The organism is Mycolicibacterium setense, from assembly GCF_000805385.1.
Classification (GTDB): domain Bacteria; phylum Actinomycetota; class Actinomycetes; order Mycobacteriales; family Mycobacteriaceae; genus Mycobacterium; species Mycobacterium setense.
Map to the genome: position 1 here is coordinate 154,239 of NZ_JTJW01000005.1, position 18,992 is coordinate 173,230.

The following is an 18,992-nucleotide window of genomic DNA, read 5'->3' on the forward strand; positions in this document are numbered from 1 at the left end:
ATGTTCGATTCGATCGCAAACGTCAACGACTATCTCTCCGAGCATTGGCTGGCTGAGGTATTCCCGTCGAAGCTGAAGGAACTGGCGGCGACGTGGAAGGACCTTGCGGCGAAGGGCAAAAAGACGCCGGTTCGCGGACTGGCGGCGCTCAACGGTGCGTACCTGACAGAGCTCGCGTCGCTGCCCGAGTCGACACACCAGGACTTCCACGCTTTCGTCACTCAAGCACACCAGACACTGCTGCGCGCAGTCGGTTTCGATACGCAACCAACCGTCCTCGAAACCAGCCAGGCCGAGACGCCGATCAACGTCCCGTTATTGGGACGATTTTCCAGCCCGACGTCCACGGACGCGCTTCACGTTCTACAGGCAGTGCCAGTCGATTCCGTCGATGCAATGCTCGGTGACGATGCGAAACTACTGACGCCGGTCACCCTCGCCATCACGAGCGAGAAGACGGAGACATTGGCGTCCGTGCCCAAGGCGATCACTCAGCTGTTCGTCAGCGACGACCCGCCGCGATACCTGCTTGTCGTTGCAGGCGCGGCCGTCCTGGTCACCGACGCTGCACGATGGTCAGAAGGGCGGTACCTCGCCTTCGACGTCGCAACCGCACTTGACCGGAGAGACGAAAAGGCCACCGGAGAGCTGGCGTTCCATGCCGGCCTTTGGTCCGCGGACGTCCTGCTGCCCAACGATGATGGCAAGACGACGCTCGACACCTTCACCGAGGACTCCGAGAAACACGCGGTCGGCGTCAGTGAGGATCTCCGCGAGGGCCTGCGCATCTCCATCGAGAAAATTGCGAACGAGGTCCTCGCTCAGCGACGATTGAGCGGCCTGCCCGTAGAAGGCATCCCAGAACTACCTCGCGACTTGACCACACAATCGTTGCGGTTCCTCTACCGAATCCTCTTCTTGCTCTTCGCCGAAGCCAGACCTGAACTCGGCATCCTTCCGGTTGGAGCACCGGAGTACGGCTCGGGCTACGGCCTCGATCGGCTTCGCGAGATCATCCAAGTTCCACTCACCGGCTCGTCCGCGGACGGATACCACCTGCACGATTCACTGAACCTGCTCTTCAGGCTTGTGAACGACGGGCACAACGCCGATTCCGCGGATGGCGATGGGCTCGTGTTCGAAGCTATGCGATCCGACCTGTTCGACAAGAAGCGCACACCGCTGATTGATGAGGCGCGGCTGAGTAACAGGGTGCTGCAAGAGGTCCTGACACTCCTGCTGCTGTCGAAGCCGTCGAAGAACAAGAACAAGCAACGCGGCTATATTTCGTACGCACAGCTCGGCATCAACCAACTCGGCGCCGTCTACGAAGGATTGATGTCGTACTCGGGTCTCATCGCCGAGGATGACATGGTCGAAGTCGCAAAGGACGGCAACGCCGACAAGGGATCCTGGTTGGTGCCGTCCATCAAGTCCGGTGACTACGACGAGAAAGACCTTGTGTGGCGCGAGGATCGACTGACCGGACGCAAGGATATTGTCCGGCATGCCAAGGGCAGCTTCGTCTTCCGGCTCAGCGGGAGAGATCGTCAACGCAGCGCGTCTTACTACACGCCTGAAGTTCTCACCAAGACTGTAGTGAAACACGCGTTGGCAGAACTGATCACCGATGACACCAAGGCCAAGGATATTCTCGAATATCGCATCTGTGAGCCGGCACTCGGCAGTGGAGCGTTCCTCAACGAAGCGATCAACCAACTCGCGGTGGAATACCTCAATCGCCGACAGGACGAGGTGGGTCAACGGATCGACCCCGAGGCGTACGCGACTGAACTGCAGAAGGTCAAGGCTTACATCGCTTTGCATCGTGCGTATGGGGTTGATCTCAACTCAACCGCCGTCGAGCTTGCAGAGGTCAGCCTCTGGCTCAATGTGATGCACCGCGGCCTGCAAGCGCCGTGGTTCGGTCTGCACCTTCGGCGAGGGAATTCTCTCATCGGGGCGCGGCGGGCGACGTACGACTTCACGTCGCTGGGCCGCGCGAAGAAGAGCTGGCTAAAAACTCCCCCGACCGCGCGGCACCTATCTGGGGGCGCCATCCGCGACGGGGAAATCCACCACTTCCTGCTACCAGCGGAGGGTTGGGGCGCCGTTGTTAATGCGAAACAGGCGAAGGATTTGGCCCCCGAACAGGCCGCAGCCTTGAAAAAGTGGCGGTCGGAGATTCTCAGGAAGCCCAGTATGAAGCAACTCGAACGGCTGAGGGCACTCTCGAGTCGGGTTGAGAGACTGTGGGAACTCACTCTTCGTCGGTTGGATATCAGCGAACGAGAAGTTTCTCGACAGATCGCCATTTGGGGCGACGCGGATGTCCCTCGCGATACTGCGGCAGTCACGCGCGAGGCTGTTGAGTCTGAGCTACTCGACCCGGAGGGGCCGTACATGAGACTACGGCTCGCGATGGATGCATGGTGCGCGTTTTGGTTTTGGCCGCTGGACGGTCCGAGAACGAACGGCGATAGTTTCCCCGCGCCTCCAGGGCTCGATGAATGGATCTCGACGCTGGAGCACCTTCTTGGAGCTGCCGGGGTCAAAAGAGCCACGGGGGATCAGGCGATGTTTCACGAAACCATCGAGAGCTTCGATCAGCTGTCAAAGTTGGACGACCTCGAACGCCAGTTCTCAGGAATGCGAGCCGTGTGGCGATTGGTCTCCGAGCATCCGTGGCTTGGTGCTGCGAGGACGATCGCAGACAGCCAGGGCTTCTTTCACTGGGATCTGGACTTTGCGCACGTTTTTGCGCGGGGTGGGTTCGATTTGCAGGTGGGCAATCCCCCCTGGGTGAGACCTACCTGGAAGGATGACATCGCTCTCGCCGAATATGATCCGTACTTCTTGCTCGAGGACAAGATCTCCGAGAAGACCTTCAATCTGCGGCGGCGTGCGGTGCTAGCTGAGGGTATTCGACGGGAACGTTACCTAGGTGACCTCGTCGCATGGGCTGGTACAGCTGCGCATCTGGGTTCCGCAGAAGAGCACGCAATTCTAGCCGGAATTCAAACGAACCTGTACACAAATTTCATGGAGCGCGTCTGGGTCAGTTCTCGAAGTGGTGGCGTGATCGGCTTGCTTCACCCCGAGAGCCATTTCTCCGACCCCAGTGCGGGCGCTCTCCGCGCGGAGACTTATTCACGCCTTCGGCGGCATTTCCAGTTCTTCAATGAACTAGGTTTGTTCGAAGGTGTTGGCGGAATGGCAACATTCGGAATACACATCTATGCAAGCGCCCGTACTCCTCAATTTCTACAAATGGTTTCACTTTGTGACCCCGCTACTATTGATGGATCGTTCGATCACAATGGGACCGGTGAAACTCCTGGAATTCAGTACCCTTGGGGTGGTCGCGATATTCGGCCCCATAAGTCTCGTATTACCGTTATCGACGCGAACGTTTTAGCTGGTTGGTGCACGCTATTTGACCCACCGGGCACTCCCGCGCTGAGTGCCCGTCTGCTCCGGCCGCTCACAAGCGAGCAGATTGATGGGCTGTCGCTGCTCTCTGGTCAAACGGTTCGCCTTGACGATCTGGGGTTCGACTGGTCGTCGCTTTGGCATGAAAAGGGTGCTAGGCAGGACGGATATATAGAATGGTCGACCAGCCTGCCTGCTTCATGGGATGACGTAATATTGCAGGGTCCCCACTTCACCGTTGCGACACCGTACGCACGGCAACCGAATGAGGGATGCAAGAGCAAGTTCGACTATACGACTTGGGATCTCGAACAGCTGCCCGAGTTTGTGACACCGCGGACTAACTATCAACGCGCGTGTGATCTCGAAACCTACGAAGCTGCCATTCCACTCTGGGGCGATAACCGCGCTACAGATTATTGGCGGGTTGCGTGGCGCGGCATGACTCAGCCTGGCTTGGAGCGTTCGCTTCATGCGGCCCTTGTGCCGCCGGGCGCAGCTCACATCCACGGTGTTCTTTCGGCGGCCGTTCGTTCGGACCGTGATCAACGCCAGCAGATCGTAATGGGCGATGCGTCCGACGGTCTGCAGGCCACCATCATCAGTGCTGGTTTATGGAGTTCCCTCCCATTTGACTACTTGGTAAAAGTCAGTGGGAAGGCAAATCTCTCATCTGAGTTGATCGGGCGTTTTCCCTCGCCCGTCGACCATCCTGCCCGACGGTATCTAATGCTTCGTACGCTACGATTGAATTGTCTTACGCGCGATTACAGTGCGCTGTGGGAATGTTTTTTTGATGTCGATTTCGAGTCGGATGGATGGACTTCGTCGTTTGCTTCCCTGGCCGGTCCCCTGGGCGTAACTACGAAAGAATGGAACAAATTTACTCCCCTTAGAACCGACTTTGAGCGGCGGGCTGCTTTGGTGGAAATGGACGCATTGGCGGCGATCATGCTTGGGCTCAAAGCTGACCACTTAGCTTTGATATTTGGCGGACAGTTTCCCGTTCTTCGAAAGTACGAGTACGAAATGTACTTTGATTCGAAAGGCCGGAGGATCGCCAAAGATCATCAGGTATACGGAGTTCGTCAGGAGAAGGACGATTTCAAGCTGCTACAAGCGTATTTTAGTGGCGCAGCTTGCGCAGACCTACTCGACCGATATACGCCCTTCCCTGCCGACGAATTTCACGATGAGCCTTGGTTTTACAAACCGGACCGAGAATCAGAGATGCGTGCTGCCTACGCCGAGTTCGAGCAGAGGCTTGCGGTGAAGTGAGCGATCCAACTTTCCCGTCTCTACTCGAAGGGGAGACTCGTGACTCGATCGTTGAGTACCTATCGACGACCTTCGCGCTGGCGGACGAAGTGGCACGCGGTGCACTCGGGGAGTTTCTTCGTGACCCCGAATCCGGAGTGTTTCGCGGGCCGTACTTGATGGTGCGGACACCTTACAAGCCTGTTGACGCGAACTGGAATTCGTCTTTGGAGTGGATGCCCCACGGATTCAGGCCATTTCAGCATCAAGCGGAAGCATTTGGCAGGCTGTCGACATTCGGAAAGGCCGCACAACCGACGATTGTCACAACCGGGACCGGGTCCGGTAAGACGGAGTCCTTCCTCGTCCCGCTCCTTGACCACGCCCGGCGAGCATCGACACGCGGCGAGCGCGGCATCAAGGCGATCATTCTCTATCCGATGAACGCGCTCGTGACGGACCAGGCGCGCCGGCTCGCCGCGTACCTGCACGACGACCCCACGCTGAGCGGTGTCACCGCGGGTGTGTACATCGGCGGCGAGGGCAGGCGCAAGATCGCCAACAGACACCAGCTGGTAGATCATAGGGAGACGCTGCGCCAGAACCCGCCAGACATCTTGCTCACGAACTACAAAATGCTCGACCTCCTGCTTCTTCGACAAGGCGATAACCCATTGTGGGACAACGCGACTGCCACGATGCAGTATCTCGTGCTCGACGAGTTCCACACCTATGACGGTGCGCAGGGCACCGATGTCGCAATGCTCATCCGCCGGCTTGGTGCTCGCCTGCGGGTAGCCGAAGCCGGCCGCCCGCTCGGCCGCATCACTCCAGTCGCGACTTCGGCAACGCTCGGCGGAGGGACTCGGTCCGAAGAGCTTCGCCAGTTCGCCGAGACGATTTTTGGGTGCGTGTTCGATCGTCACTCGTTGGTTGTGGAGACGGCGCTGTCGGCCAGTGAGGTCGTGCCCGAGGTTGACTACGAACTGGAGATTCCCTCGGTCGACAGCATTCTCGCTTCGGCAATCCCCGACGCCTCCGTGGCGGGGTCATGGGAGCCACTGGCGCGAGCTGTCCTCGAACCGCACGCAGACTCCGACTCGGACGTCGTCATCGACTATCGAGACCCGGTAGCGATCGGCGAGATCCTTCGAACACACTTCCTCACCCGCGTGGTCATCGACGCCCTGAAGGATCGACCGCTCACGCCGACAGAGGCCGTCGTCCGGATCGCTCAAGACGGAGTTCTTCCGTGGGGTGTGCACAATTCGACTCGGCCAGAAGAAGTTCAGTTGGCGCTTCTGAAGTTCCTTGCGCTCCTCTCCGTCGCGAGAGTTGATGACGGCCAAGGTAATTTGCGTCCGCTGATCAGCGTCCAGGTTCAGTTGTGGGTGCGAGAACTGACACGCATGATCCGAAAGGTTGGGTCGGCCCCGGAGTTCGCGTGGTGGCACGACGGCCCCGCTGACCTCAGTAGTTACCTACCTGCCGCGCATTGCAGAGTGTGTGGACGTTCTGGCTGGGTGGCGAATACGACCGAGCTTGGGGAGTCACTGGCCGGCGAAGCAGTCGCCGTGTGGCGCAACAGTGCCCGGTCTGCGGCACGGTCGAAGTCCAGAGTGCTCCTGCTTGCCAGCTCTGACGAGGCGAACGTCAAGTACTTGAACACCGAGACTCTCGAGTTGGTTCCGGCCGGCGACGATGCCGCTCTTCCCGTCCACGTCACGCCCGATGACGAGCAGGCGGCCGACCAGGTCTGTCCATCGTGCGGTGCCCGAAATGCGATCCGCTTCATGGGTTCTAGCCTCGCCACGTTGGTAAGCGTCGGTCTGACAAGCGAATTCGGGTCGACGCTCCTGGCCGACTCCGAGAAGAAGACTCTTGTCTTCACCGATTCCGTCCAGGACGCCGCCCACCGAGCTTCCTTCATCGAAGGAAGGGCGTTTCAGTTCAACTTCCGCTCCAAGCTGCTCGGTGCCACTGGGGCAGAACGCACGTCGTTATCGGATACCGCACGACGGCTGCTCGCAGACACGCCCATCGACGACATCTACCCGATCACGCCACCCGACTTCATCCGACGGCTGGGCCTCGACGGCGAGTGGCTGGCCCATGACTACGACGGTCACTTGCAGGATGTTCTCAACAGTCGTATCGCGTTTCAAGCCCAACTCGAAGTCGGCCTGAACTCTCGAATCGGCCGCACACTCGAACTGACCGGCGCTTTGGCCGTCGACGTCGATGTCAACCTGGACGTCGTCGCGCAGAGAACTCGTGAAGCCCACCAAATCATGCCGCAGCTGAGCCTGGACTCGGCACTCGACGTGATCGCCTATCCCACATGGATTTACGGCCTCGTGGATCATCTCCGCGTCAACGGCGGAGTTCATCATCCGTGGTTGACGAGCTACGTCCACGCAGAAGGCAAACGCTGGTCGATCTGGGGTGGCAGCGCTGAAGGCATGCCCAAGTTTCCCTGGGGACGCCCGGCGCCGTCGTTCTACACGACGGGAGCCGCAGGCAAGTCGGACTTCCAATCGTTGAATCCGCGCGGCGAATCATGGCTGACCGACTGGACCAAGCGATGCCTCAAGGTGGACAACGCCGAGGCGAGAGCATTGCTGTCCGACGTCGTCAATCTATTGGCCGGCGAAGATGGCCCCCTTGAGCAACGGACCGGCGAAAAGGGCTCCAAGATCTACGGTTTGACCGCCGACAAGATCATCCTCGACCCGGTGAGCATCGTCCGACTGCAGTGTCCGACATGCCATCACCTCCAGCCAGCCGCCGCCTCCCGTGCGCAGCTGTGGCAGGGCGGGGTCTGTCCGAGGATGCGTTGCACCGGGCACCTCGAACGCGTCGACATCGAACCCGTCAACTTTTACCGGACGATGTACCAAAGCCACCGCATCCGTCGCATCGTGAGCCAGGAGCACACTGGGCTGCTCGACCGGGAAGAGCGTGAAGAGTTGGAGGCCCGCTTCAAGTCGAGTCGCTCACCCGTCGATCCGAACATTCTTGCTTGTACGCCCACGCTGGAGTTGGGCATCGACATTGGCGATCTGAGCACGGTGGCGCTCGCGTCGCTCCCTCGCTCCACCGCCAACTACCTGCAACGGATCGGCCGCGCGGGCCGAAGCACGGGCAACGCGTTCATCCTCGCCGCGGTGTCGAGCAGCCCACGAGACCTCTACTACTTCGCGCAACCAACACATTTGATCGCAGGCGAAGTCTTGCCTCCGGGCGCCTACTTGAACGCGACCGAACTGCTGCACCGCCAATACTTTGCGTTCTGCCTTGACCGGCTGGCCGCCGGAGAGATCGCTATCGCGCAGCCGATGCCCGCCAAGCTTGACGCGGCGCTCGACCGCGGAATGGATGGCGGCAATTGGTTGCGTTCGTTCGTCGATGCGGTGACCGGGGATGCTGACAACTTGGCAGCGAAATTCCTCGACCTGTTCGGCATACAACTCGGCACGGATGCGCGGGAGAACTTGCGCACCTACGCCCGCGCGGGCCTGCGCGACGATGCCGCGCGTGCTGCGCTCAAATGGCAGACCGAAGGCGACGAAATACGCAGCCGGCTCGGTCAACTCGCAAAGGTCATCGCCGACCTGGACAGGCACGGCCACCTGGATGACAAGCAGGTCGAGGATCGCAAACGGTGTGCCGGCGAATCCAAGGCCCTGGCCGACCAGCTGTATGAACGCGGAAAGCAAGAGACGCTGACGGGGCTCAGCGGTGTCGGGTTGTTGCCCAACTACAACCTGCTCGACGACTCGACCACTCTCGACGTCCACCTCTGGTGGATCGCCAACGAAGGCAAGTCATCGGAACCGCAGGCACTCGATCTGTCCTACCAACGCAGCAGCAGCATCGCGCTCACCGAACTCGCGCCCGGCGCCTTCTTCTATGCGGGCGGGAAGCGCGTCGAGATCGACGCGGTCGACGTCGGGCCTGCCACGCAACCGCTGTGGCGGCGGACCAGGTTGTGCCCGTCATGCGGCTGGGGTAGCACCGACGTGGAGGCGAACCTGCCTTCCTGCCCCAGATGCCACAACCCGGCGGTCGCCGATTCCGGCGCAATCCACAAAGTGCTTGCGCTACAAAAGGTGTCTGCAGTCCACCGCCTGGATGACGCGTTGATCGACGACGAGGCTGAAGACCGCACCCGCACCTTCTTCGGCACCGTCAGCGGAGTCGACATCGCTCCGAGCGATATCACCAAAGCTTGGCGGCTCAAGGATCGGGTCTTCGGCGCCGAGTACGCCCGATCTGCCAACATCCGAACACTCAACCTCGGCCTCGGTGACGCGCTCGGCAACCAGGTCGACATCGCAGGGGAGACCCTCGGGGCCGCCGGGTTCAATACCTGTGCACACTGTGGCGTCGTCGCGCGGCGGGTCACCGAGACCGAAGAGGTCCGACACCGCGGCTTTTGTTCCACCCGACGAGGTACACCCGAGCAGTGGGAGAACCTCCTGCTGTCCCACGAACTCCGCACGCAAGCCGTTCGACTGTTGTTGCCGGTATCGATGCTCCATTACGAGACGACGCAGGCGTCGTTTAAAGGCGCTTTGCTGTTGGGGCTGCGGCGGGACTTCGGTGGAGACCCGCAACATCTCAATGTTCTCGCGTCGAGCATGGGTGACGGCTCATCCGTTCGACGATTCCTGGTGCTACACGACACGGTGCCCGGAGGCACCGGTTATCTCGACCGGTTCGGAGAACCAGGCCGCATGAAGGCGATCCTCGAGCTGGCCCGTACTGCATTGCGCGAATGCCCTTGCCGCACTGAGGAAACCGCCGCGTGTCACCGCTGCCTCTATGGTGTCTTGTCCGCACGGGAGATGCCGCATGCGTCTCGCGAATCGGCGTTGAAGCTGCTCGACGACTTCCTGGATGAGTGGGACGTCGAGGAGATCGCGACGGTCACCGGCATCGACATCGCCCCGGTTCAACTCAGTGAACTCGAGATGCAGTTTCGAGAGGTGCTGAAGACCCACGTCGCCAGCAGGCCGGGATGCTCCGTCGAGACAGCGAATGGGTCCACGGGTGAAGAGCTGGATCTGCGGCTGGTGGGGTCCGAGGGCGACGTTCGGCGTTGGCGGATGAGACCGCTGGTGCAGGTGAAGGCGTCGGTATGGACCGAACCCGACTTCTTGCTGACCCGCAGTGATGCACAGGACCTCGACGTTGCCATCTACCTGGATGGGCGCAAGTTCCACGCCAGTCCAGAGAACAATCGCACCGCGGACGATGCGGTGAAGCGCGATGCGCTGCGAAGGGACGGTAAGCGGGTGTGGTCCATCACCTGGGACGACGTTCAGGCCTTCGAATCCAACAAGATGAAAGCCGCGGTCCCTGACTTGGTTCACCAGCAGGTTCAGAACACTGCGAGCGCTGCCGTTCAGGACGTCCGATTGAAAACGCTGTGGCAGAACCCGATCGACATGCTGATCGAGTACCTGTCCGACCCGCAGGCAGACGTGTGGCCGCGAGGAGCGTTCGCGACTGTCATGGGTCTGGTCAATCCGCCGGGTAAGCACGGCGCCGAGCCGGCGGTCCAGACACACGCAGCAGGCCTCGCCGATGCACTGCGAACTTGTCTGGCCGGCGCACTGCCTGCGTCGGATCCGAAGGGCACGATCCTTGTCGTCCCGAGAACCGGGCGAGAGGGTCTACCGCTGTACATCTGCGCTGACCCCGCGAACTTCGAACCGACTACGGGCGTCCTGGCCGTCCTGGACGACAGCGACGCCGAAGTTGGCAGCCCGAAGCACTCCGCCCGATGGCACGATTGGCTTCGATGGTCGAACCTCTTGCAATTCCTGACCGTCCCACGACACGGCGAGTCGATGCCGCTCCGGATGGCCGAGGTCTGGACTCGGAAGTCCGCCGACGCCTTCGCCGGCGTTCACGTTCCGCTCAGTGTCGTGGGCGCCGGCAGTATCGACGTAGGTTTCGCTCCGACGGGTGAGTGGCAGGAAGTTCTCCAGTACACAGATGCGAGCCTCGCGGACCTCGTGGCCGAATTGGCGCAACGTGACGTGGTGGTTCCGGAGCCGGGCGCCGAGGTCGGCCCCGACGAGTCGGTGTGGCAGGTGGAATTGGCATGGCCTGCCGCGAAAGTCGCAGTCGTGGTCGACGACCATCCCGATCGTGAAGCGTGGTTGGCTGCCGCGAATTGGAAAGTGGTCAATGCGGGCCTTGCGGGCGAACCCGGATCGTTGGCGGACCTGTTGTCCGAGCACGTTGGAGGTAACTGATGAAGACCACCGTCCTCATGCACGATCTGTTCGAGAACTCGTACAACGACCTCGATGGGAGCGTGAAGGGTCGCGTCCTGTCGTTCATGGTGAAGTTGCAGCAGGACCCGAATGGGACCGGCCTGGACTTCAAGCACCCGAAGGGCGCCGCCAGCAAGCATGTGCGAACGGCGCGGGTGAACGACCATTACCGCGCCGTCCTGGTCAACGCGGGCGCCGACGACGACAACAGCACACTTTGGCTGGTCGCGGTGAAGAAGCACGACGCCGCGTACAAGTTCGCCGAGACGTTGACGCTCCAAGTCAACCAGAAGACCGGTGCTGCTGAGCTTTTCGACCCGATCGCACTCGGCGAAGCGCTGGACCACGCACGTGCCGAACCGCCGGCAAGTGCTGGTTCCGAGCCCGTCATGCCGTCCACTGTCAGCCAGGCTGATCTCGAACGGTTCGGTGTGGCGCCTGAGGTAGCCGTAGAGCTCAAGCAGGTCTCGACCGAGGATGCGCTGCAGAAGGTCATCGAAGCGCTTCCGGCTTCGCAGGGCAACGCCGTGCTCGACCTGGCGTTCGGAAAGGACCCACAAGATGTTTGGAACGACCTCGTCATCGACGAACCTGGTCCGATCGATCCGAATGATATCGAGACCGCGCTCAAGAGGCCGCTGTCCCGCTTGAGCTTTACTGCCGTCGACGGTGACAACGAGGAGGAGTTGCGGGCTGTCCTGGAAGGAGACTTCGCGAAGTGGCGGGTATGGTTGCATCCGCTGCAGCGCAAGCTCGCAACCCACAGTGGATGGAATGGCCCGTTCCGGGTGACGGGCGGCGCGGGCACCGGCAAGACTGTCACGGCGATCCACCGGGCACGCTTCCTCGCCAGGCAGTTGGATTCGAGCGGAGCCGATCCGAAGATGAAGGTGCTGTTCACCACCTTCACTCGCAATCTCGCCCAGACGATAGAAAGCCAGCTGATCCAATTGGCCGGTCCGTCGATCACCGACCGAGTTCACGTCGTCAATCTGGATGCATTGGCTCGTACGGTCGTCGCGGCGACCGACAACGGGCGGAAGTTCGTGAACTCGTCAAAGGTCACTCCCGAGTATCAGCTGGAACAGCTCTGGCGCACAGCGGCACAGTCGTCGAAAGGCAACTGGGATCCGGGCTTCCTCAATGACGAATGGTCGGAAGTGATTCTCGGTAACGGGATCGTCGACGAGGCCGAGTATCTCCGTGTCGCACGCAGCGGTCGATCGCAACGGTTGACCCGTCCGCAACGCGGTGACGTGTGGCTCGCAATCCAACAGTTCCAGCTGCTCATGCGTGCACAAGGATTGACAACTTTCAAAGAGCTGGCCTCGCGTGCAGCGACGTCATTGGAGGCAGATTCCTCACTGCGAGACCAGTTCGGCTACCGCCATGCCGTGATCGATGAAGCCCAAGACCTGCATCCGGCGCACTGGAAGTTGTTGCGTGCGTTGGTCCCAGCTGGGACTGACGACCTCTTCATCGTCGGCGACGCACACCAGAGGATCTACGGTAAGCCGGCACCATTGTCGAGATTCGGTATCGAGACACGCGGGCGCGCGCGCCGGCTGACAGTCAACTATCGGACCAGCCGCGAAATCCTCCGATGGTCCTTGCAGATGGCCGACGCTGACGCCGACGATCTCGACACGTCTTCGGACACCCTCGCCGGTGCGCGGTCGGTGTTCACCGGTCCAGAGCCCGAGTCGCTCGGCTTCATGAGTAAGCCCGAAGAGGACAAGGGTCTGGTTGCAAAGATCGAGCAGTGGGTGGCAGACGGCTATGCGAAGTCGGACATCGCAGTCTTCGTCTACGAAAGGAACGAGGTCCGCGAGATCAGCGAGTCGCTCGAAGCCGCCGGCGTCGGAGCGGAGGTCGTGAACGAGAGCACCAAGGAGGAGAAGCTCGGTGACGTCGTTCGTGTCATGACGATGCACCGAGCGAAAGGTCTTGAGTACCGCGCGGTCGCGATTGCAAGCCTTGGCTCGAAATCGTTCCCGCCCTATTACGTTCAGCAGAAGCAAGGCGATGAACGCGAGCAGGAGAAGAAGAAGCTGCTTCGGGTGTTGTACGTCGCCGGTACACGGGCGCGGGAGAGGCTGGCGCTGTTCTGGACGGGGGAGTTGTCCCCGCTACTCAACCGGGAATAGGACCAACCGTCTTGGCGGACTTTACATTCTTCAGTCTGCCGCCTTGGACGGCTGCACGGAGATCGATGTCGTCGTCTGTGATCCGACCCTTTCGCTTGATCAACTTGCTCGTGCGGGCCTCCAAGTCGACTCCGTAGAAGACCCAAAGAGAATATGCGGCCGCGCGGGCCTCGGCGTATGCGATTTCTCCGTCTGACAGGCGTATGCGAGGCTCGTCGTCCACAGTGGATTTGACTGCAACATGATGGGTTTCACCATTCGGATGCCGGACGATAAGTGAGAAGTACTGGCCGGTGGGCGCAAGGAAGATCTTCGCCGAGGGCCACTGCGCCTTGGCCTCTGATGTTGCGAGCTTGACCGCCAAGTCGTGGACCTCGTCTTTGGCGGTCTTTGCCGACTGGGAGACCGTCTTCTTCACCATTCGCTTGGACGCCGCCTTCTTGGTCGCTTTTCGGCCAAGTCCGACTGCGACGATGGCGTCGAATGCCTTCTGGTCGATCGTGCGTACACCCGTCCGAAAATGGAGTCCGACTTCCTTCGGCAATCGTCCGTCGGCGCCCGGCTCCATGTAGCGGTCGTCTTGCTTGAGAGGCACTGTGGCAGCAAATGGCCGGTAGTTGGTGATCGCGCATCGCAGCCTACCGTCGTCCGTCGGTGTCACTGCGCCGACCACTCCTGTTCCGAAGTAGTGAGGGACCTGAATACTGCCAGTCGCAGACCGTTTGCCTCGGTAATAGACGAAGGACTCGCCGGGCTGGACGAACTTCTGATACCGCCTCGGGAATTCGTAGCTCGTGCCCAGTCTGTCGTCATATGTGATTGCAGCGGCGCTCTTCTCATTCTGGGTTAGCACAAGCGGCACATGCGCTCCTTCGGATCCAACTGGGTGCGTCGAGTTGTCAGCGGGCTGTCAATGAGCGTGGCGCATCTCGAGTTCGAGTGCCTCGTACTGGATGGTGGCGGGTTGATTCCGCCATTGGATGTTGTCGTCGACATCGATGATGAGACATTCCTTCGTTCCGCCGAAGGCCGGTCCTCGCATTCCCCGGCCGATCATCTGCTCGTACAGGATCGGGCTCGCGGTGGGACGCGCCACGATGACGCATCGCACGCTGGGCGCATCAAATCCTGTGGTCAGGACTCCGTAGTTGCAGAGAACGGAGAGGGAACCGTCGCGGAATCGTTCGATCGTCGCGCGTCGTGTTGCAGGTCTGGTGGTACCGAGCACACATGCCGCTGACCGGCCGGATCTTTGCAGAAGACTGGTCATTGCCTGGGCATGCTGCACCGAGCAGGCAAACACCAGCACGGGCCATTTCGGATCGAGGGCGAGTAATCGCTCGATGAGCCGCCTGTTTCTGATGTGTTCTTCGCCTAGCCGGCGAAGAACGTCGGGATGGATGTCCTCGAAATCCTCGTAGAATTGGGCATGAGTTCTGTTGGAGCCCAGTTCAATTCGATCTGCATCGTAGTCGAGGCTTTCGACCTTGATCCTCGCCAACACGCTTTGGCTCCTCAAACTTTGTATGGGATCCTCGCCCAAACTTGCTGCGTTGAGGATGCGGTTATGGAAGCGGCGGCGAAGCCGGCGTGTTTCCTCTTCGCTGGTTCGGCGTGGGGTCGCGGTCAGCCCGACCAACGCGGTGGCAGCGCTCTTTTCGCGGAAATTGAAGCCGAGCGCCGTGAGCACAGCTGTGTAGCTCGGCGCGAGCGCGCGGTGAGCCTCATCGATCACCACCACGCCCGCCTTCTCGCCAAGGACTTGGAGGCCCTCTGACGTCAGATCACTTCCATCGCCGCGCGCCGCGGCCTGCAACTTCTGGATACTTGCAACAACGGCGCCACACTCCCACGGCACTGCGTTCCTTGCTCCCCACAGGCGGCCGACCGTCAGCGTTTCGCGAAATGACGGCTTGCCGTGCCCCAGATCGAACCAGACCTCTCGGATGGCCTGTACCGCCTGCTCGCAGAGCTCTTCGCTCTGCGCGATCCAGAGGATAATGGGTCGGTCTGGTCGTGATTGTCTCCACGTCAGCAGAGCTTCTACCGCAGTACGTGTTTTACCGGCACCTGTGGGGAGTGTCAGTATCGCTCGGTTTTCGTCCTCTCGGCCGTCCAGCACCATCTGGAGCTGTTCGAAGAGCTCGTGCTGAAAATCAGCCAATGGCGGCAACTTGACACACGGCTCTACGTCGAGCGTATCGGGCAGCGATGCCTCACCTTTCCAGCCCGCAAATGGCAACGGCATTCGAATTGTGCGTACGAAGTGCGTTGCCCACGATTTCCCAGGGTGCCACTTGCGTTGTGCGATGGCATTGGCCTTTGATCGATCGCCGCCACGGCCGCGAGTACTCGATTGGTAGTCATGCAGCCTTGTCAATGTGCGCGCGTCGCAGCGGCTTGCGATGATTCGACGTAGCTCGCGATCGGCAAGTAAGTCGGAACCGGCGAGTTCGACCAGCAGCTTGGCCAGGCTGGCGTCCGGCAACTTGAGGGTCTTTCGCGGAGCGGACTCCTGCTCGGCTGCGGCAACGATCCATTCGATGGACCGTCCTCGGCTGTCGCTGGAGAATCGCGCGATTGCAGCTCGAGTTTGGGCGGGGGTCAGTGTGCGCTCCAAGAATCTGATCATGCGGATCTGATCACTGCGACCCACGTCGCCCGGGTACATGATTTCGTTCATAGTCTCCTTCGCTGTTGGCGCAATCAGCTGCGGATTGGCGAGCTACTTGGGCTTTTGAGGCTTGTTCGGTGCGGAGCTATGTGTGTTGGTCCTCTGCGCTGCTCGTGCCGTCTGGAGGTGGTGCAACGTCTTTCGCTGGTTCTCGATCTTCTGCTTGTGCAAGTCGATGGTTTCTTTGGAAAGTTCCAGTTGATAAGTGAGCTGATTGATCTGGCGCCTGAGCTGTACGAGCTCGCTTTCTATTTGCGCGCTGCGTTCCTGCAGCCTGTCTCGGTCAATCTCCATGCGCCGTGCTGCATTCCGCCACCACTTCGCCTCGAACTGAGGCAGGACATCTTGGCAGCTGCGACAGACTTTCGCCGGCCGGGCATCGCCTTCCCACTGGATTCTGCCGCCGTAATCATGGCCACACAGTGCCGTCGCACTTCGATTACGCAGGTAGTCCCAGTGGTGCGCGACACGAGACGTACCGTCTCGGACAAAATAGAACGGTGGTTCCATGTCGCGACTATAAGATTTGCTGCCGCCGTCTGGATTGATTTCGGCAGTCCCGTCACCGGCGTGCCTCGGACCTCAAATTATGCGGTGGTTCTGGCGACGCGCTCTGACGACATGTCACCCGCTGTCGCGTATGAAGGAACTATGCCCATGACTGCGTGAAGAGGTTTGGCCGTGTTTTACGGCACGACCGACCGACATGGCGATCATAGACGTGCAACTCTCTTCGGCTGATTAGGTCGCGCTAATCGCAACTGCCGCATACTCCGGTCAGCGAAAGCTCCATCCCGCAGTCGCACAAGGCTGCCTTACGTCGGACGTCCCGGGAACGCTCACCGCCTACACGAGCCTGGTTGACCGGATGCAAGACGTACCACGTTCCCTTCCGAGTAGAACTGGGTCCCTGGCCCACCGCATCGGGTGCGATTCGGATGGCCTCGTCTTCGGAACTGAATCCGTTCGTAGCCCCGTACTCGATGTGTAGATCGCGACCGCCGTCGCATCTTGTGGCCACGACATACGACTTGCCAACGTGGTGAACGACGCGATACCCGGTGATGCGGGCGGCAGTGGTGATCGCGCGGATGAACGCGTGATTCTCTGCCGGTATCCGTGCCTCCGACAATGCCGCGATGAGAGAGGCTGACGACTGATCTGATGTGTTCATGGGTTCCCTAGTTCTCCACAGACGTTGTTGCGACCCGCACGCGCTCCCAGCTGTCGCGTACGTAATCGGCGGCCTCCAGCAGTGTTATCGGAGCCTCGCTGCCGTCGCGCCCGGTGTCATCACTGTCGTCCACCGTCTTTCGTGACGTTTCGATCGAAACACTGAGAATGTCGACCGCCTCGTTCAGCGCCGTGAAGGCATCTTCCGCCGCGATATGTGCTACTGCTTCGTCGATTTCGGCCAGGGCGGCGTCGGTGGCGGCGTCCCCGTCTGCTGCCCGCAAGGCCTCTATGGATTGGCGGATCGCCGCCTCTCCGTGCTGGCGCACCATCCATGCCGCTGTGATTTCCTCGGGCGGCGGAAGTTCGGCAATGGCGTTGAGAAATTCATCGAGGTCGGGCGTTTGTCCCTCTGCGCCGAATCGCGTGATCGCACCCGTTTCGCCGTCGACGAAGAACTCAGCGAGCTCCTCCTGTCCATCGTCGGTGGTCCTCGTCACGGTGCCGTGCATGAAGAGCTCTGGGGGTTCCTGCTCGGTGACGAGTTCGGCGTCCTGTGTGAGCGTCACGTCGCCGGCGTGAAGCAACGGCAGCGGCGAGGCCGGTACCGACATCTGGGCTGCGAGCGACGCTACCGCGGATCTGACGTACGGAAACACAGCCAGTGCACCGACTTGCTCGGTGAACTCCAGGACGATCTCCGGCTTGACGCGCGAAACCGGCGCCGGCAGGAAGAAGATGGCCTCACCATCGACCACGAAATGCCCATAGACATTGCATGTTTCGATTCGGCATCGCACACCAAGTTCGTCGCCCTCCAGGCGTGTGCAGAAACTCACAGCAGCATCGTCGTCGGTGGAGTCGGGCGCGTGTAGCTCTTCTGGCGGCAGGCCCGGGGCGGGAATGCCGGCCGATGTATCGCGGTTGCCGGTGAGTTCATGAATGACGACCTGCCGAAGTTCCGCGAACTCGACAAGTTGTGCTGTCGTTTCGATTTCGTCAGCCATTGCTGGCCCTTACTCGCGAACGCTTCTGCAGGCGGGCAACGTAACGCTTCTCGGTGGCCGCCGGTTGCGGCGGGCGCGCCGGGCGGCGGCTTGACTCGCGGGGCAGAGCGGGTAGGCCAGGGGTCAATGGTTTCGCCGAGAGTCGCACTTCGTAGCCGAGCGCGCAGAGGTAGCGAGCGACCGCCGCGATCTTCATGTTGCCGTCACCATTGAGAACCTGCGACACGCGGCCTTGCGTGACGCCAAGCTTCTCGGCGAGTGCCTTCTGGTCCAGTGCGGAGGCATCGAGGGCCTGCTGTAGAAGTCGCATGGTTTGGCCCGCCAGATCAGCAGCGGCCAACCCCTGAGCTCCGGCGTCCGTGGCCTGTTCCTCATCGATCAACGTCGGATCGGGTTGATCGGTCATGGTTGAGGTCCTCCTCTCTGACTTTCTGGGCTTCCGCAAGGTCGTGCGGTGGGGTCTTCTGGCTGACCTTCGTGAATGCGTGTCCCAATCGGATCAAGCGGTCGAAGTAGGGGATCTGCCAGAAGTCGCTGTCGGGTGCCTCGGCGTCGGCGTGGTGCTGGATCGGTAGCTTCGGGGTGTAACCGCCGCTGCCGTCGGTGTCGAAAAACGTGAGGCGCTTGTCGCTGTGGCGGAACTCCCACACGCCGTCCTGGAGCGCTTTGGCCGCGTGGCGATAGACCGGCTCACCCGTATTCGCCCAGTGCCTAATCGCATTGAGAAACCAGTGGTAATCGTCGATCTGCTCGTCCGCGGGCTCGGACGTCTCGGGACGGTCCCAGGCTCCTTTCTGTAGGGCGTCCAAGAACTGCCCGGCAGGTGAACGTCCGTCCGAGCGGACTGCGCAGTCGACCTGCTGCATCTGTCCCCTCACGATTGCCCGCCTGTCCATGTACCTCTTCTTCACTTTAGTAAACACTAAACCGCAAACGCAAGCTCGCCAGGTCGCAGATGTGATCGAAGTGCGTGCGAGGCATCCGTCAACGGAGCGGATAGTCGGATGATGCC

General features: G+C 60.7%; 9 protein-coding genes. 3 read left to right on the forward strand and 6 right to left on the reverse strand.

Features of this window, described 5'->3' with window-relative positions:
- The 3 genes from QQ25_RS06990 to QQ25_RS07000 are packed head-to-tail and all read left to right on the forward strand — an operon-like array spanning position 1 to position 13,126.
- Positions 1-4,710, forward strand: coding sequence for an Eco57I restriction-modification methylase domain-containing protein (locus QQ25_RS06990; protein WP_039378036.1), 4,710 nt, complete (start codon positions 1-3; stop codon positions 4,708-4,710).
- Positions 4,707-10,958, forward strand: coding sequence for a DEAD/DEAH box helicase (locus QQ25_RS06995; protein WP_052235691.1), 6,252 nt, complete (start codon positions 4,707-4,709; stop codon positions 10,956-10,958). The genes QQ25_RS06990 and QQ25_RS06995 overlap by 4 nt, the downstream gene beginning before the upstream one ends.
- Positions 10,958-13,126, forward strand: a complete 2,169-nt coding sequence (locus QQ25_RS07000; RefSeq protein ID WP_039378037.1) for a UvrD-helicase domain-containing protein — start codon at positions 10,958-10,960, stop codon at positions 13,124-13,126. The genes QQ25_RS06995 and QQ25_RS07000 overlap by 1 nt, the downstream gene beginning before the upstream one ends.
- Here QQ25_RS07000 and QQ25_RS07005 read toward each other — a convergent pair.
- The 6 genes from QQ25_RS07005 to QQ25_RS07030 form a co-directional block, all read right to left on the reverse strand.
- Positions 13,113-13,988 (reverse strand): hypothetical protein, encoded by an 876-nt coding sequence (locus tag QQ25_RS07005; RefSeq protein ID WP_039378038.1) that lies wholly within the window; start codon positions 13,986-13,988, stop codon positions 13,113-13,115. The genes QQ25_RS07000 and QQ25_RS07005 overlap by 14 nt on opposite strands.
- A 48-nt stretch (positions 13,989-14,036) precedes the next feature.
- Positions 14,037-15,809 (reverse strand): DEAD/DEAH box helicase, encoded by a 1,773-nt coding sequence (locus tag QQ25_RS07010; protein ID WP_039378040.1) that lies wholly within the window; start codon positions 15,807-15,809, stop codon positions 14,037-14,039.
- Positions 15,810-15,851: 42 nt separating this feature from the next.
- On the reverse strand, positions 15,852-16,310 hold the full coding sequence (locus QQ25_RS30815; protein ID WP_131546116.1) for a hypothetical protein: 459 nt from the start codon (positions 16,308-16,310) through the stop codon (positions 15,852-15,854).
- 671 nt (positions 16,311-16,981) lie between these two features.
- Entirely contained in the window at positions 16,982-17,980 is a 999-nt protein-coding gene (locus tag QQ25_RS07020; RefSeq protein ID WP_039378042.1) for a hypothetical protein, read from the reverse strand.
- On the reverse strand, positions 17,973-18,386 hold the full coding sequence (locus tag QQ25_RS07025; RefSeq protein ID WP_082017449.1) for a type II toxin-antitoxin system RelB family anti-toxin: 414 nt from the start codon (positions 18,384-18,386) through the stop codon (positions 17,973-17,975). The genes QQ25_RS07020 and QQ25_RS07025 overlap by 8 nt, the downstream gene beginning before the upstream one ends.
- Positions 18,352-18,876, reverse strand: coding sequence for a hypothetical protein (locus QQ25_RS07030; RefSeq protein ID WP_131546118.1), 525 nt, complete (start codon positions 18,874-18,876; stop codon positions 18,352-18,354). Before QQ25_RS07030 ends, QQ25_RS07025 begins: the two co-directional genes overlap by 35 nt.
- Positions 18,877-18,992 lie beyond the last annotated feature (116 nt).

Excerpts from the sequence above, each read along its gene's own strand:
- QQ25_RS07030 (WP_131546118.1), bottom strand. The coding sequence starts at position 18,876 with ATGGACAGGCGGGCAATCGTGAGGGGACAGATGCAGCAGGTCGACTGC.
- QQ25_RS07020 (WP_039378042.1), bottom strand. The coding sequence starts at position 17,980 with ATGGCTGACGAAATCGAAACGACAGCACAACTTGTCGAGTTCGCGGAA.
- QQ25_RS07010 (WP_039378040.1), bottom strand. The coding sequence starts at position 15,809 with ATGAACGAAATCATGTACCCGGGCGACGTGGGTCGCAGTGATCAGATC.
- QQ25_RS07025 (WP_082017449.1), bottom strand. The coding sequence starts at position 18,386 with ATGACCGATCAACCCGATCCGACGTTGATCGATGAGGAACAGGCCACG.
- QQ25_RS30815 (WP_131546116.1), bottom strand. The coding sequence starts at position 16,310 with ATGGAACCACCGTTCTATTTTGTCCGAGACGGTACGTCTCGTGTCGCG.
- QQ25_RS06990 (WP_039378036.1), top strand. The coding sequence starts at position 1 with ATGTTCGATTCGATCGCAAACGTCAACGACTATCTCTCCGAGCATTGG.
- QQ25_RS07000 (WP_039378037.1), top strand. The coding sequence starts at position 10,958 with ATGAAGACCACCGTCCTCATGCACGATCTGTTCGAGAACTCGTACAAC.